Origin of the sequence: Flavobacterium sp. (genome assembly GCF_965284515.1) — a bacterium.
In the GTDB taxonomy this organism is placed as follows: Bacteria; Bacteroidota; Bacteroidia; order Flavobacteriales; family Flavobacteriaceae; genus Flavobacterium.
Genome location: NZ_OZ260089.1, coordinates 1,638,437 through 1,654,570, shown reverse-complemented (window position 1 = coordinate 1,654,570; position 16,134 = coordinate 1,638,437). Strand labels below are relative to the sequence as shown.

The window sequence follows — 16,134 nt, the reverse complement described above, 5'->3', positions numbered from 1 at the left end:
CATGCAAAACGATATTGAAAAAGGAAAAACGACAGCGATTGTTAGTTATTTTACAATTATTGGAAGTATAGTGGCCATTTTTATGAATCAAGAGGAAAAGCGAAGTGAATTTGCAAGTTTCCATATTCGTCAAACTTTAGGTATTTTCTTGACTTGGGCCTTATTTGGCTATTTTGTTGGAAATTTTGATAGTTGGATTATGTCGACTGCTTTATATGTAATGATTTTTTTACTTTGGATTTATGGTTTTTTAGGAGCTTTAACAGGTGAAAGAAGAATCGTTCCAATAGTTGGTGAATTATACCAAAAAGCTTTTAAGAATTTGTAAAATAAAAAAATGAACTTAACATACTTACTTAGAGAACCAAAAATAAAACAAGAGAAAAATCCGTTATTACTATTACTTCACGGCTATGGTAGTAACGAAGAAGATTTATTTTCTTTCGCAAGTGAATTACCCGATGAATATTATGTGGTTTCAGTAAGAGCACCTTATGATTTAACACCTTACGGACATGCTTGGTATGCGATACATTTTGATGCAGATGAAAATAAATTTTCTGATGATGCACAGGCTATCGAATCTAGAGATTTAATTGTTCAATTTATTGATGAATTAATTGCTAAATACCCTATTGATGCTTCTCAAGTCAGTTTGATTGGCTTCAGTCAAGGTGCTATCTTAAGTTACGCTACTGCCCTATCTTATCCAGAAAAAATTTCCAGAGTCGTTGCCTTAAGCGGCTATTTAAATGAAAAAATAATTACTGAAGATTTCAAATCTAAAGAATTTAGTAATTTAAAATTCTTCGTTTCTCACGGAACTGTAGATCAAGTAATACCAGTGGATTGGGCAAGGAAAGCCAAACCGTTTATGGAAAATTTAGGTTTAGATGTTATGTATAAAGAATATCCAATTGGTCACGGTGTTGCTCCTCAAAACTTTTATGATTTTAAGAATTGGCTTGATTCTACAAAATAACAAACTAAAAAGATAAGTTTAAACTAAATTATAATTTGTATTTTTGAGTTTTAAAATCAATAAAATTATGGCAAATATTACATTAGGAGGAAATCCAATACATACTTCAGGAGAATTACCAGCAGTTGGTTCAAAATCACCTGATTTTTCTTTAATTCAAAACGATTTATCAACAACTTCTTTATCAGATTTTGCTGGTAGTAAATTAGTTTTAAATATCTTTCCAAGTATCGATACAGGAACTTGTGCTACATCTGTAAGAACTTTTAATCAAAAAGCTAGTACACTTGAAAACACTAAAGTATTATGCATTTCTCGTGATTTACCTTTTGCCCAAAAACGTTTTTGTGGAGCTGAAGGATTAGAAAATGTTGTAAATCTTTCTGATTTTAACACGGGACAATTTGGTAAAGATTTTGGATTAGAAATTATTGATGGACCTTTAGCCGGATTACATTCTAGAGTTGTAATTGTTTTAGATGAAAATGGAATTGTAAAACATGCAGAGCAAGTTGGTGAAATTGCAGACGAACCAAATTATGAAGCAGCTTTAAAAGCATTATAATTTATGAAGTTTGAAAAAGATGAACGCTTTTTATCTGGAAGGATGAAAAGCTTTAAATTTGCTATTCTTGGTGCTTATAAACTAGTAAATACTGAGCATAGTGTTATTTCTCAAGTATCAATCGGTATACTTATAACTATTGCAGGTTTTTACTTTGAAATAACCAAAACTGAATGGCTGTTTCAAACCTTAGCTATTGGATTAGTTTTAAGTATTGAAGGATTAAATACAGCTGTAGAAAAAATTGCAGATTTTATTCATCCTGATTATCATGAAAGAATTGGATTTATTAAAGATATTGCAGCTGGAGCTGTTTTCTTTGCAGCAATGACGGCTTTAATAATTGCAGTTATAATTTATATTCCTTATTTATCTTAAAAACCTTATTTTTGTTAATTAGTGTTTAGTCCATGACCAAAAAAAGTAAAAAAGAATCTCAAAATAACGATACATCTAGTAAAGTAAATCGTGTTCCCAAGAAATTATCAAGACAACAAAAATTCAGTATTGGAATTTTATTGGCTTTAATTGCTTTGGCTTTACTTTTGTCATTTATATCGTACTTTTTAACTGGACATAATGATCAGAGTCAAGTACTTGAAGTTTTTGACAGAGAAAGAAAAGTAGATAATTGGTTAGGTAAAATTGGGGCTTATTTATCCGATTTATTTATTTACAAAGGATTTGGTGTAGCTTCATTTATATTTATTAGAATATTATTTTTAGCAGGAACATATTTAATCTTAGACCTTTCTTTATCTAAATTAAAGAAAACATTTTTTTGGGATTTATACTTAATCATTATAATTTCAATAGGTTTTGGTTTTTTCTGGGGTTCTTTACCAGAATTAGGAGGTACAATAGGTTTTGAAATGAATTTATTTATCCAAGATTATATTGGAAAAGCAGGAACAGCGTTATTGCTTATTTTTGGATTAGTTCTCTTTTTAGTTTTTAAAATTAGAATCTCTCCAGATAAGATAAAAGAAGCCTTTGAACGACCAAGTAAAGAATTAAATGAAGAAATTGATCAAAAAGATTTACTTCAAGATGTAAGTTTTGAAGATAATTCTACTCCTTCTCATGATATTGTTGCTTCTACAGATATTACTACTGGTGATGATGATTTTATTATCAGAGAAGATGAAGAAGCTATTTCAAAAATCGAAATGAAACAACCTTCTTCGTTTGAAATTAATAAAGAAGATTTAAAACCAACAATTTCAAATGCTTCTGAATTAAGTTTAGAACCAAAAGTAAAAGAAGAAGACATATCTGATCCCGAAATTAAGTCTAGTGATGATTTTGTTATCGAAAAAGTTGAAGAAGAAGAATCTTTAACTGAAAATCTTTCGGCTCGATTGGTTCAAGATTTTGGAGAATTTGATCCAACACTTGAATTGTCTAATTACCAATTACCCCCTATTGAGTTATTAAAAGATTATACAGGTGGAGGAATAACTATTAATCAAGCTGAACTTGAAGAAAACAAAAATAGAATTGTAGACACTTTAAAAAACTACAATATTGGAATTTCTCAAATTAAAGCTACTGTTGGACCAACGGTTACTTTATATGAAATTGTTCCTGATGCAGGAATTCGAATTTCAAAAATAAAAAACCTAGAAGATGATATTGCATTATCACTTGCAGCCTTAGGTATTCGTATTATTGCTCCCATCCCTGGAAAAGGAACAATTGGTATTGAAGTTCCTAATAACAACCCAACGATGGTTTCTATGAAGAGTGTTATCTCTTCTCCAAAATTCCAACAAGCAGAAATGGAACTTCCAATTGCTATTGGTAAAACTATTTCAAATGAAACATTTGTAGTGGATTTAGCAAAAATGCCTCACCTTTTAATGGCGGGAGCAACAGGGCAAGGAAAATCGGTTGGTTTAAATGCTATTTTAGCTTCACTACTTTACAAAAAGCATCCAGCTGAAGTTAAATTTGTATTGGTCGATCCTAAAAAAGTAGAATTAACTCTTTTTAATAAAATTGAACGTCATTATTTGGCTAAATTACCCGATAATGAAGAAGCAATTATTACAGACAACACTAAAGTAATTAATACTTTAAACTCATTATGTATTGAAATGGACAACCGTTATTCTTTATTAAAAGATGCAATGGTTCGTAATATTAAAGAATACAATGAAAAGTTTAAAACACGAAAATTAAATCCAGAAAACGGACATCGTTTTTTACCTTATATCGTTTTAGTAGTTGATGAATTTGCCGATTTAATCATGACGGCCGGTAAAGAGGTAGAAACTCCTATAGCGCGTTTAGCTCAATTGGCACGAGCAATAGGTATACATTTAATTATAGCTACACAAAGACCATCTGTGAATGTAATTACAGGTATGATAAAAGCAAATTTCCCAGCTAGAATTGCATTTAGAGTTATGTCAAAAATTGACTCAAGAACCATTTTGGATGCTGGCGGTGCCGATCAATTAATTGGTCGAGGAGATATGCTTTACACTAACGGAAATGATATGGTTCGTGTACAATGTGCATTCATTGATACTCCAGAGGTAGAAAAGGTTTGTGATTTTATTGGTGAACAAAAAGCGTATCCTGACGCATACCTTTTACCAGAGTATGTTGGTGAGGAAAGTGGCACGACTCTTGATATTAATATTTCGGAAAGAGATGCACTCTTTAGAGAAGCTGCAGAAGTTATTGTTACAGCTCAACAAGGAAGTGCTTCGCTTATACAAAGAAAATTAAAATTAGGTTATAACAGAGCCGGAAGAATAATAGACCAACTAGAAGCTGCCGGTATTGTAGGTGGGTTTGAAGGCAGTAAAGCTCGTTCTGTATTAATTCCTGATTTAGTAGCTCTTGAACAATTTTTAAATAACGAACAAAATAACAATTAAACGAAATGAATAATTTTTTCAAAGTATTTTTCCTACTTGTAATTGGTTTTTCAATGCAAGCACAAAACGCAACTAAAGCCAAGAACCTTTTAGATGAAGTTTCTGCTCAAATAAAATCTTATGACAATATTGTGATTGACTTTAAATACTCTTTAAATAATCCAAAAGAAAACATTAATCAAGAAAGCAAGGGAAATGTAGCATTAAAAGGAAATTTATACAATTTAAATTTCATGGGAGTTACAAAAATATTTGATGGAAAAAAAGTGTATACAATTGTTCCTGAAGATGAAGAAATAACAATTTCTAAATTTGATGATAACGATGATAACGCTGTTACACCATCAAAAATGCTTACTTTTTTTCAATCTGGATACAAATATTCGTGGGATATTTTACAAAATGTAAAAGGAAGAAAAATACAATATATTAAACTTATACCAATAAGTTCAAAAGATCAAAGAAAAGAAATTTTACTTGGAATAGATGTACAAACAAAGAATATTTACAATCTAATTGAAACAGGCAAAAACGGTACAAGAACAACATTAACTGTTAATTCTTTTAAAACAAACCAACCTTTGTCAAAAAATCATTTTAACTTTACACAATCAAAGTATCCTAACTACTACATCAACAGATTAGATTAAAAGGTGAAAATTTTAGATAAGTATATTTTAAAATCTTACATGATTACATTTACTACGGTATTTGTAATCCTTTTTTTTATATTCATATTACAAGGAATTTGGTTATTTATTGCTGACTTAGCAGGAAAAGATCTAGATGTATTTACGATTATAAAATTCTTATCATTTTACGCTCCTACAATTGTTCCACTCGTTTTACCTCTATCAGTATTATTAGCGGGAATAATGACTTTTGGTAGTTTTTCAGAAAACTATGAATTTGCGGCTATGAAATCTGCAGGGATTTCACTTAACAGAGCAATGAGAATGTTATCATTATCAATAGTTTTTTTAAGTTTAGTTACATTTGTTTTTGCAAATAATGTAATTCCAAATGCACAATACCGTTTTTTAAATCTTAGAAAAGACATAATACAACAAAAACCAGCAATGGCTATTGCTGAAGGCCAATTTAATACAATTGGAAATATTAGCATTAAGGTTGGAAATAAGTCCGGAGAAAACGGAGAACTCCTTGAAGATGTTATTATGCATGTTAAAAACACCAATTATGGATTTGGTGCAAATACTGTAATTAAGTCAAAAAAAGGAGTTTTAGGAAGTACTGAAAATAGTAATTTATTACAACTAACATTGCTTGATGGAAATTATTATGAAAATATTCAACCAAGTGATTTTGAAGAAAGAAAAAAACAACCTTTTGCGAAAAGTAGTTTTAAGAAATACATAATTAACATTGATTTATCTAAAGTAAATAAAGTTGATAATGTTGAAGACTATACGACTGAAAAAATGCTAAATATTAGCGAATTAAAATACACCGTTGATTCTTTACAAAATAATTACAATAAAGATGTAATTTCGTTTTCTGAAAATGTCATAAATAGAAATGATAATGTTTTTAATTCCAAAAATAATCAAAACATTAATATTCAGAATAAAGAGATTTTAGATATTCTTAAAGTAATGTCAGACCAAGAAGCAAAAAAAATATTAGAATTAGCTAAAAACAATAGTATAAGTACAGAGTTTAGTATTACGAATGGAAAAACCGATTTAGAATTTAAAAAGAAAAGTATAAACTCACACTGGATTGTAATACATGAGAAGTTTATTATGGCTTATTCATGCTTATTGATGTTTTTTATTGGTGCACCTCTCGGAGCTATTATTAGAAAGGGAGGACTTGGATTACCAATGGTTTTAGCAATTGTTATTTTTATTTTATATCATTTCTTAAATCTTTTTGGGAGAAAAATTGCTGAAGAAGGGGTGATTCCGGTTTTTTTAGGTGTTTGGTTATCTTCAATTGTTTTAACACCACTTGCTATTTTATTTACTTATAGAGCAACCAATGATATAGGAATCATGATAAATTTTGATTGGATTACAGAACCATTCAAAAAAATATTTTCAAAATTTAATAAACAAAACAACACACAATAATGTCTAACAAAATACAACTCAACACTATTGAAGAAGCCATTGAAGATATTCGTCAAGGTAAAGTAATTATAGTTGTTGATGATGAAGATAGAGAGAATGAAGGTGATTTTTTAGCCGCAGCTGAAAAAGTAACACCTGAAATGATTAATTTCATGGCAACACATGGAAGAGGTCTTATTTGCACACCACTAACCGAATCACGTTGTAAAGAACTTGATTTACATGCAATGGTGAGAAATAACACTGACCATATGGAAACAGCATTTACTGTTTCTGTAGATTTAAGAGGAAATGGAGTAACAACTGGAATTTCAGCTGCCGATAGAGCAAAAACAGTTTTATCATTGGTTGACCAAGACACTAAACCGTTTGATTTAGCTCGCCCTGGACATATATTTCCTCTTATTGCTAAACAAGGCGGCGTTTTAAGAAGAACAGGTCATACAGAAGCTGCAATTGATTTTGCACGATTAGCAGGCTTTAAATCAGCTGGTGTAATTGTTGAAATCATGAATGAAGATGGAACTATGGCTCGTTTACCTGAACTTGTTGAAGTTGCTAAGAAATTCGACCTAAAATTAGTGTCTATAGAAGATTTGGTTGCTTATAGAATGCAACACGATAGTTTAATTCAAAAAAAGGAAGATTTTGAAATAGAAACACGCTTTGGAACTTTTCGTTTAAGAGCATATTTACAAACCACCAATAAACAAGTACACTTAGCCCTTACAAAAGGTACTTGGAGTAATGGAGATTCTGTTTTAACAAGAATCAATTCTACTCAAGTGAATAATGATATTTTAGGAACATTGACTAATGATGCAGACAAAAAATTAGATGGAATGTTCAAAAAAATTAATGAGGAAGGACAAGGTGCGGTAATCTTTATCAACCAAGAAGTTAAATCATTAGAATTACTATCAAGATTATCGGAATTAAAAGAACTTCAAGAAAAAGGAATTGTTAAAGCACCAAGTATTAAAATGGATAACAAAGATTTTGGAATTGGAGCACAAATATTACATGATATTGACATTTCAAAAATAAGGCTTCTATCAAATCAAACAGAACATACAAAACGTGTAGGAATGATTGGTTACGGACTAGAAATAGTTGATTATGTAAACTACTAAATCAATTAAAAAACCATAATTTTATTGCTAAAGACGATACAGTAATTATTAAAAACATTTTAATTACTTTATCGTCTTTTTTTACAGACCATCTACTCGCCACCCATGCTCCTGAAGCATTTCCTATCGTTAAAATTAAAGCTAGTGGATAGTTAATTTTATTTTCATACGCAAAAACAATAACCGCACCCACGGTATACATACAAACCACAAACACCTTAGTTACATTAGATTTTAAAAGAGTTAAACCGTTAACATATGGTAAAATCAATAACATTAAAAACCCAATCCCTGCGTTTATAAACCCTCCATAAATCCCTAAAAAAAAGAATATTATAATTGAAATATATAATGTTCTACCAGTAGTCTTTTCAGTTAAAGTAGCCAAATTTACTTTCGGTTTCAAAACAATTATAGATAAAACCATCAGCATTATTAAAGCTAATATTTTATTGAATAACTCCCCATTAATATTAATAGCCAACTTTGCCCCTATGAATGAACCTATAAAAGCTGTTATACCAAGATATAAGCTAAATGGGTACATAGTTTCTCCTTTACTCTTAAACCCCTTAACTGCAGTAAATGTTTGAACTAAAATTGCTATTCTATTTGTTCCATTTGCAACTGATGCTGGTAAACCTAAAAATATTAAGGTTGGTAATGTCAATAAAGTACCTCCACCAGCAACTGTATTCAAAAAACCAGCAATAAATCCAACTGGAATAAGTAAAAGATATTCTAAAGGAAAGTCCATTAATAAAAAATTATATTGCTGCAAAGGTATTTAATTCTATAAAAGAAAAATTATTATAAAACGAATAAATATCATTGTGCCTGAAATTCAAATTGTTATACAAATTATTAAAAAAAACTATACTTTTTTTATCTATTTTGTTTTGTAACTTAAAAAATGATACTATATTTGCACTCGCAATACGGAAGTAATGCGATTTACTGGAGAAATGGCAGAGTGGTCGAATGCGGCAGTCTTGAAAACTGTTGACTGTAACAGGTCCGGGGGTTCGAATCCCTCTTTCTCCGCTGAGCACGGCTTACAAAAAAACCCTTTAAACATAGTTTAAAGGGTTTTTTAATTTATTAGATTTTTTTATTTTTTCTTTCCTTTTACTTTACAAGTATTCATGCCAAAAACTGCATATAATGGGCAAAATTGCAAAGAAGATGTAACTACTAATATCAAGCCTACTAAAAGTAAACCCCATTTAAAGTTTCCTTCAAAAGATCCTGAAAGCGCTAAAATTATTCCTATAATTCCTAAAATTATTCGCAAAAAACGATCTCCGTTACCAACATTTTTTTTCATAATATTTATTTTAAATTAGTTCTCGATTATTTTACCAGCTTCTCTCCAACTTGTAATTCCTCCATCTAAATCTGAAATATCTTTAAACCCTTGTTCTTTAAGGATTGAAGCAGCTTTAGCGCTTCTTCCTCCCATTTTACAATATACCATTACAGGTTTATCTTTATCCAATTTTGAAGTTTCAGAGACAAAATCACTTCCATTAATATTAATATTTATTGCATTTGGAATATGACCTTCTGAAAATTCTTCAGGCGTTCTAACATCAACTAACTGAAAATCTGAAGATTTCATTTTATGTTCAAAATTTTCGGGATTTAAAACCAATACACCTTCTGTTTTTGTTTTTAAACAAGAAGTTATTGAAAACACTAACAGAGCTAAAATTGCTATTCTAAATTTCATTTGTAAATAATTTAAAAACTAATATACAAAAAATTAGTTTAAATGCTCACGAATTATTTTAACTAAATCATTTCTACTCATTACTCCGGACTGTCGCCATAGTAATTGACCTTTTTTAAATAAAAGCATTGTAGGAACTCCTCTTACCATAAATTCAGAAGCTAAATCTTGATGTTGGTCTACATTAATTTTAATAATTTTTACATCATCTTTTAAAACCAACTTTACTTCTTGCAATATAGGAGCTAGACTTTTACATGGCCCACACCAATCTGCATAGAAATCAACTAAAGTAAGCTGCTCTTTATTAATTATTTCATTAAATTTTGGATTCATAATTATAGATTTATATAACAAAATTACAACAAGAATAATGGTAAATATGTAATATAGGTTACATATATGACAATTATCATTTTTTATCAATACGCACTACCCTACTTTTGAACTAAATTCATAAGGCATGCGATCTTCATTAGTACAAAAATATAATGTTCCAGGACCAAGATACACGAGCTATCCAACAGTTCCATATTGGGAGGAAAATACATTTTCGTATTCTAATTGGAAAAAATCTCTAATTGATACATTTAATCAATCTAATTCTTCTGATGGAATTAGCCTTTATATTCATTTACCCTTTTGCGAAAGTTTATGTACTTTTTGCGGATGTCACAAACGAATTACTAAAAGGCACGAAGTAGAAAACCCATATATTAAAGCAGTTTTAAAAGAATGGGAACTGTATTGTAATCTATTTGATGAAAAACCAATTATTAAAGAAATTCATTTAGGCGGAGGAACACCAACATTCTTCTCTCCTGAAAATCTAAAAACTTTAATAGAAGGCATTACAAAAGAAAGCATCATTACTGAAGACCATGAATTCAGCTTCGAAGGTCATCCAAATAATACTTCTCGTGAACATTTACAAACTTTATACGATTTAGGTTTTCGCCGTGTAAGTTATGGCGTGCAAGATTATTCTGAAAAAGTGCAAAAAGCCATTCATAGAATTCAACCGTTTCATAATGTGGCAAAAGTAACACTTTGGGCAAAAGAAATTGGCTATACATCAATTAGTCACGATTTGGTTTTTGGATTACCTTTTCAAACTCTTGAAGACGTTTTAGATACAATTGATAAAACTAATTCTCTTCATCCAGATAGACTTGCATTTTACAGTTACGCACATGTACCATGGATAAAAGGAAATGGTCAACGTGGATTTAACGATGAAGACGTTCCAAAAGATGATGCAAAGCGCCAATTGTATGAGCAAGGTAAAATTCAACTGGCAAAACATGGTTTTCACGAAATAGGAATGGATCATTTTGCGCTTGAAAATGATTCTATGTTTACTTCTTTTAACGAAGGAAAACTACATCGTAATTTTATGGGCTACACCACAACCAATACCAAATTAATGATTGGACTTGGCGTTTCATCAATTAGTGATAGTTGGACAGCATTTGCTCAAAATGAAAAAGTTTTAGAAGATTATTATGCTCGCTTAGATAAAGATGAAATTCCGGTATATCGCGGACACGTTTTAAATGAAGAAGATTTAACCATTCGCAGACACATTTTAAACATTATGTGCCAATTTCAAACTTCATGGCACAATAAAAACGAACAATTTCCAGAATTAAGAGCTATTTTAGAATCATTAAAAGAAATGGAAAAAGACGGTTTGTTAAGGTTTAACGAAAATCAATTGGTTGTAACCGAAGAAGGAAAACCTTTTGTTCGAAATATTTGCATGGCTTTTGACTTGCGTTTAAAACGAAAAGCACCACAAACGGAATTGTTTTCAATGACAATTTAGAAACTAGGTAATTGGTTTTGGGTATTAGTTAATTGGTTCAACCATTTTCACATTTACGGATCTGAAATCTGCTTTCTGAAATCAAAATTCTAACTTCTAAATTTAAAGTACTACCTTTGCGGCAAACGCATTATAAATGAAAACATTTCAGGATTTTGATTTACCAAAATCATTACAAAAAGCTTTAGATCAATTAGGCTTTGTTGCTCCTACTCCTATTCAAGCAAAATCATTCTCAGTAATATTATCTGGAAGAGATATGATGGGAATTGCTCAAACAGGAACAGGGAAAACTTTTGCTTATTTGTTACCCATTTTAAAGCAATGGAAGTTTCAAAAAACCGATTCCCCAAGAGTCGTTATTCTTGTTCCTACTCGTGAATTAGTAGTTCAAGTAGTTGAAGAAGTAGAAAAATTAACCGAATTTATGTCGGTTAGAGCCTTAGGGATTTACGGTGGTGTAAACATAAATACACAACGTAAAAACCTTGCCGAAGGAGTAGATATTTTAGTTGGAACTCCTGGTAGAATGATGGATTTAGCCTTAGACGGCGTTTTGCGTTTTGATGTGTTACAAAAATTAATCATTGATGAATTTGACGAAATTTTAAACTTAGGATTTAGAGTTCAGTTAACTTCTATCCTATCAATGATGAGTGCAAAAAGGCAAAATATATTATTTTCGGCAACAATGACCGAAGATGTTGATGCTATTTTGGACGAATTTTTTGATTTTCCTGAAGAAGTTTCTTTGGCACCAAGTGGAACGCCATTAGAACAAATTACTCAAAAACTATATCATGTTCCTAATTTCCTTACGAAAGTAAATGTTATTAAGCATTTATTGGCAACAGACGAAACTACCGAACGTGTTTTAATATTCGTAAACAACAAAAAATTAGTAGATGTTGCTCATGAATTAATAAATGAAGATTTCCCAGACCAGTTTGGTGTAATTCATTCCAATAAAACGCAAAATTATCGTTTACAATCGATGGCAAGTTTTCAAAGCGGCGAATTGCGTGGTTTAATAACTACCGATGTTATGGCGCGTGGTTTGGATATTTCCGATATTACACACGTTTTTAACTTACAATTTTCGGAAGTTCCAGAACAGTATATTCACCGAATTGGTCGAACCGGTCGTGCCGATAAAGATGGTATTGCCATAAGTTTTGTAGCACCTTACGAAGAAGATAAATTATTGGCTGTAGAAGAATTAATGAATCAAGAAATTGATGTTTTTGAATTTCCTGAAGATATTATTATCGAAGAAAAGAAACTAGAATTTGAAAAAGACAAACGCAAGTTAAAAGGAACTTCAAAAAAACCAGCTGTTGATGAACGTGGTGCTGCTTTCCATGAAAAGAAAGAAAAAAACAAAAAAGTAAACCTTGGCGGACCATCAAAAACAAAAACCAAGAAAACTGCGCCTCGTAACAGAGCTGTTGAAGCAAAACGTGCTGCGAAGTTTAAGAAAAAGAAAAAATAGAATTAGATTTTAGGTTTTAGGTTTTAGGTTTTAGGTAAAAATTAAGAACTTATATAATTAGTAGCACGTTTGTAAAATATAATTTTAAACTAAATTCTCTAAAAAAGAGTGAAGCGACTTATAAAAAAAACCTGAAATCTATATTTCTATGTGTTTAAAAAACAACGCGTCACTTCGAGTGTTTTGTGTAATAAAATGGAACAAAATGTATCTAGAAGCTTTTTAACCAATATTCTCGATATGCTTCACATTCAAACCAAAGATTCAAAATAAAACAGTAATGGCATCAGATTACATACAAGACAAACAATACAACGGAAATCTTTTTACAGAAGAAGACATTAAGTATAAAGAATTTGAAAACTGCACGTTTACCAACTGCGATTTTAGAGCTTGTACGTTTCAAAGTGTGTATTTTTTTGATTGTACCTTTACTGAATGTAATTTTAATGATACCAAAATTAATTACGTTTCCTTACGTGGTGTAGAGTTTATAAAATGCGATTTTACCAATGTTAACTTTGCAATGACCGACCAAGTGATTTATGACTTTAACTTCACCAATTGCTTACTGGACTACGCTAAGTTTTACAAACTAAAAATGAAGAAAATGCGTTTTACAGGTTGCAGTTTAGTAGCTGCCGACTTCATGGAAACCGACCTCACCGAAGCCGTTTTTGACAATTGCGATTTACGCCGCACTGTTTTTATAAAAACTATTGCCAACAAAACCGACTTTTCTACAAGTTATAACTACACCATAGACCCCGAACAAAACAAACTTAAAAAAGCACAGTTCGCTGCTGATGGCTTAAAAGGTTTATTAGAGAAATACGATTTAGTAATACATTAGTTGTTGAAAACTTAACATTTAATACATAAAAAATAGCGCCATTTAACATGGCGTTTTTCTTATATTTGAATTTGTAAACAAGTACAAACGAAAACAAACACTTATAAACGTTTATTTATAGCGCATATAAACTAGTTAGCTAACATTTTAAGAAACAAAAAGACATAAGAAATATAATCCAATGAAACTAAGAGAAATGCTAACAAAACACCAAAAGTATCTTCTCGGAATTGCTCTTTTATTATCATCCATAGCTATTTCAATAAGGTCAAATGATGGAAAAATTAACTTTGTCTTACACAGATACCCAGCTCTTATCTTTTTAATGATTGTAATTAGCTCTTTCTTAGTTGCAGCCTACTTTCAAATCAATAAAAGGAAAATTTCAAGCCTTTCAGATGAAATTAAGGAGCAATCAAAAATTAGAAGTGAAGGATTTGATGCTCTGCTTAATGAATTGACGGAAAGACAAAGGGAAGTGTTTGACTTGATTATTGCGGGAAAGACAAATAAAGAAATTATGGCCGAGCTCTTTATCGAACAAAGCACGCTGAAGACACACATTAATCAAATTTACGGAAAACTGAATATCAAAAGTCGAAGCGAATTGAAGTCCAAGTTAAAACAATGATAGTTTGTCCTTTAAGAGAATATCAACCCTTTTTCAACCCCAAATATCAACCTGTTTTCAACCCGAAATTTTTTGTTCTAATTGATACTAATAGAGACATTTGTGCGAAATAATTTTCACTTAAAATTAAATGTTTATGAAAAACAAGTTATTGTACTTCGCTATGTTTCTGTTAATTCTTTGTTTACCATTCAGGGGAAATGGAGAAGAAGTTCGTTGGTTATGGGCTGATATTACTTTGATACCTCTGACATTGATGTTTATTTCATTAATGTGTATTGGAATCTACCTTTACCAACAAAGAAGAAATCAAAGAATTAATGAAGAAAAACGTTAGCTAACAGCGTGTATAAGAAATAGCGGGTTCAGTGCTAAATCAAAGGTTAGTACTTTTTTTAAAGGTCAGTGCCAAACTGAAAGTGAAGTGCTTTTTAATCCGCTACTTCTCATACACGCAAACCGTTAGCAGAAAGTATTGCAGCAGAACACTCCAAAATTAAACCATTTCACTTTTTTTATGTCTAAAAACAATAAATAATTATTTATGGATAATAACTGTTTAAATTCATTACAATTAGGTTTTTCTTCAAAACAAGCAATGGACATCCAAAAAAAAGGGATATCTAATTATATCAATGAACAACTTAATGCAAAGGTCAGTTTGAATCCACCCGATTTTATTATCAATAGTCCTAAAAATTTAAAAGAATTACAAGCACTAAAAAAGGAAGCAGACAAGGGAGGGAAAACTGTAGAAAATATAGCAAAAGATTTAATAAAACTAAGTTTTGACTGGAAAGCATTTATTTTAAAACGGTGTTACCAGTCAGATTTTCCATTACGAGAAAAAATCAATTTATTTTTTCAAAATCATTTTGTAGTTACCCTACAATCGGTAAAAGTTCCATATTGGATTTTTAAACATTATGAAATCTTAAATAATTATTCTTTAGGAAATTACAAAACATTAGTAAAAGAAATGGTGTATTCTAATGCGATGATAAAATACCTTGACAATCAACAAAATAGAAAAGGAAATATCAATGAAAATTTAGGTAGAGAATTACTCGAACTTTTTGCTTTGGGAGAAGGAAATTATACCGAAAACGATATTAAAAATACAGCACTTGCATTGGCAGGACTCACTTTTGGAGAAGAGAAAGGACAATATCGTCCATTTTTAAAAGATAATTCAACCAAAACTGTTTTCGGGAAATCGGGAAATTTTATCATAGACGATGTGATAGATATAATTTTTGAACAAAAAAATACGCCCTATTTTTTAGCAGAGAAAGCGTTGAAATGGTTTTTTTATGACAATCCAAGCAAAGATTTAATTGTAAAATATGGCGATATTCTTAAAAATAATCAATTTGAATTAAAACCATTTTTTAATAAAATGTTTACTGATGAGTGTTTAATAAATCAATCAGGAAATCAAATAAAAAATCCATTAATTTATCTTTTTCAAATTCATAATGACCTCAATTTAAATCCAAATTATAAATTATTGGTTTTCATTCTAAAAAATCAAGCAATGGATATTTACGACCAACCCAATGTAAAAGGTTGGAAAGGGGGTAAAGATTGGTTGACTTCGCAAATTTACGCAGATAGAAACCAATTTATTGATTTTATTATTTCTGGAAATAAAAAATATGAGAAAATTCTCAACAAAAGATTAGAAAAATTTGATATTGGTGTAATTGACTTCAATCCTGTTTTAAATATAAAAAATAAAACGAATGCTAAATCAATTTTAGATGAATTAACACAAAAAATGATTTTTGAGGTAAATGGAGAAATGCAATTAGAACTCAATCAACTTCTAAAATATGATTTTGATCCAAAACAAGAAAATGCGGACAAAAATATATTAAGAGTCTATCAATACTTAGCGAAAAGTCCAGAATTTCAAATTATTTAAAGTT

General features: G+C 30.3%; 17 protein-coding genes and 1 tRNA gene. 14 read left to right on the top strand and 4 right to left on the bottom strand.

What is annotated here, in order from left to right; genetic code table 11:
* The first annotated feature begins 1 nt into the window (after position 1).
* The 8 genes from ACQ65T_RS07630 to ribB all read left to right on the top strand — a co-directional run bounded on the left by ACQ65T_RS07630 (position 2) and on the right by ribB (position 7,667).
* Entirely contained in the window at positions 2-328 is a 327-nt protein-coding gene (locus ACQ65T_RS07630; protein ID WP_430400489.1) for a DUF4870 domain-containing protein, read from the top strand.
* 9 nt (positions 329-337) lie between these two features.
* On the top strand, positions 338-982 hold the full coding sequence (locus ACQ65T_RS07625) for an alpha/beta hydrolase (RefSeq protein WP_430400488.1): 645 nt from the start codon (positions 338-340) through the stop codon (positions 980-982).
* A gap of 67 nt (positions 983-1,049) precedes the next feature.
* Positions 1,050-1,547 (top strand): thiol peroxidase, encoded by a 498-nt coding sequence (gene tpx / locus ACQ65T_RS07620; RefSeq protein ID WP_430400487.1) that lies wholly within the window; start codon positions 1,050-1,052, stop codon positions 1,545-1,547.
* A 3-nt stretch (positions 1,548-1,550) separates the two neighbouring features.
* The gene (locus ACQ65T_RS07615) at positions 1,551-1,925 is read left to right on the top strand and encodes a diacylglycerol kinase family protein (protein ID WP_430400486.1); all 375 of its coding nucleotides are present in this window, start codon (positions 1,551-1,553) and stop codon (positions 1,923-1,925) included.
* Positions 1,926-1,957: 32 nt separating this feature from the next.
* Positions 1,958-4,438, top strand: a complete 2,481-nt coding sequence (locus ACQ65T_RS07610; protein ID WP_430400485.1) for a DNA translocase FtsK 4TM domain-containing protein — start codon at positions 1,958-1,960, stop codon at positions 4,436-4,438.
* A gap of 5 nt (positions 4,439-4,443) precedes the next feature.
* Positions 4,444-5,088: a LolA family protein gene (locus tag ACQ65T_RS07605; RefSeq protein ID WP_430400484.1), complete on the top strand. Its 645-nt coding sequence runs from the start codon at positions 4,444-4,446 to the stop codon at positions 5,086-5,088.
* Positions 5,089-5,127: 39 nt separating this feature from the next.
* Positions 5,128-6,534, top strand: coding sequence for an LptF/LptG family permease (locus ACQ65T_RS07600; RefSeq protein WP_430400483.1), 1,407 nt, complete (start codon positions 5,128-5,130; stop codon positions 6,532-6,534).
* Positions 6,534-7,667 carry a 3,4-dihydroxy-2-butanone-4-phosphate synthase gene (gene ribB / locus ACQ65T_RS07595; RefSeq protein ID WP_430400482.1) on the top strand — a complete coding sequence of 378 codons (1,134 nt, stop codon included), beginning with the start codon at positions 6,534-6,536 and terminating at the stop codon, positions 7,665-7,667. Before ACQ65T_RS07600 ends, ribB begins: the two co-directional genes overlap by 1 nt.
* A 1-nt stretch (position 7,668) precedes the next feature.
* Here ribB and ACQ65T_RS07590 read toward each other — a convergent pair whose 3' ends face one another.
* The gene (locus ACQ65T_RS07590; RefSeq protein ID WP_430400481.1) at positions 7,669-8,424 is read right to left on the bottom strand and encodes a sulfite exporter TauE/SafE family protein; all 756 of its coding nucleotides are present in this window, start codon (positions 8,422-8,424) and stop codon (positions 7,669-7,671) included.
* Between the two features lie 202 nt (positions 8,425-8,626).
* On the opposite strand from ACQ65T_RS07590, the gene ACQ65T_RS07585 reads away from it, so the two are divergent.
* A tRNA-Ser gene (locus ACQ65T_RS07585) sits at positions 8,627-8,711 on the top strand.
* Between the two features lie 67 nt (positions 8,712-8,778).
* Here ACQ65T_RS07585 and ACQ65T_RS07580 read toward each other — a convergent pair.
* From ACQ65T_RS07580 to trxA, 3 genes are read right to left on the bottom strand one after another with little or no spacing between them, the layout of a single operon-like run.
* A complete protein-coding gene (locus ACQ65T_RS07580; protein WP_430400480.1) occupies positions 8,779-8,994 on the bottom strand; it encodes a YgaP family membrane protein in 216 nt (71 codons plus the stop codon).
* Between the two features lie 15 nt (positions 8,995-9,009).
* Positions 9,010-9,399, bottom strand: coding sequence for a rhodanese-like domain-containing protein (locus ACQ65T_RS07575; RefSeq protein WP_430400479.1), 390 nt, complete (start codon positions 9,397-9,399; stop codon positions 9,010-9,012).
* Between the two features lie 33 nt (positions 9,400-9,432).
* Positions 9,433-9,735 (bottom strand): thioredoxin, encoded by a 303-nt coding sequence (trxA, locus tag ACQ65T_RS07570; RefSeq protein ID WP_430400478.1) that lies wholly within the window; start codon positions 9,733-9,735, stop codon positions 9,433-9,435.
* Positions 9,736-9,862: 127 nt separating this feature from the next.
* Here trxA and hemN point away from each other — a divergent pair, with 127 nt between their 5' ends.
* The 5 genes from hemN (at position 9,863) to ACQ65T_RS07545 (ending at position 16,130) form a co-directional block, all read left to right on the top strand.
* The gene (hemN, locus tag ACQ65T_RS07565) at positions 9,863-11,227 is read left to right on the top strand and encodes an oxygen-independent coproporphyrinogen III oxidase (protein WP_430400477.1); all 1,365 of its coding nucleotides are present in this window, start codon (positions 9,863-9,865) and stop codon (positions 11,225-11,227) included.
* A 136-nt stretch (positions 11,228-11,363) separates the two neighbouring features.
* Positions 11,364-12,719 (top strand): DEAD/DEAH box helicase, encoded by a 1,356-nt coding sequence (locus tag ACQ65T_RS07560; protein ID WP_430400476.1) that lies wholly within the window; start codon positions 11,364-11,366, stop codon positions 12,717-12,719.
* Between the two features lie 280 nt (positions 12,720-12,999).
* Positions 13,000-13,572 carry a pentapeptide repeat-containing protein gene (locus tag ACQ65T_RS07555; protein WP_430400475.1) on the top strand — a complete coding sequence of 191 codons (573 nt, stop codon included), beginning with the start codon at positions 13,000-13,002 and terminating at the stop codon, positions 13,570-13,572.
* Positions 13,573-13,753: 181 nt separating this feature from the next.
* Positions 13,754-14,203 carry a response regulator transcription factor gene (locus ACQ65T_RS07550; RefSeq protein ID WP_430400474.1) on the top strand — a complete coding sequence of 150 codons (450 nt, stop codon included), beginning with the start codon at positions 13,754-13,756 and terminating at the stop codon, positions 14,201-14,203.
* A 544-nt stretch (positions 14,204-14,747) separates the two neighbouring features.
* Positions 14,748-16,130: a DUF1800 family protein gene (locus tag ACQ65T_RS07545; RefSeq protein ID WP_430400473.1), complete on the top strand. Its 1,383-nt coding sequence runs from the start codon at positions 14,748-14,750 to the stop codon at positions 16,128-16,130.
* Positions 16,131-16,134 lie beyond the last annotated feature (4 nt).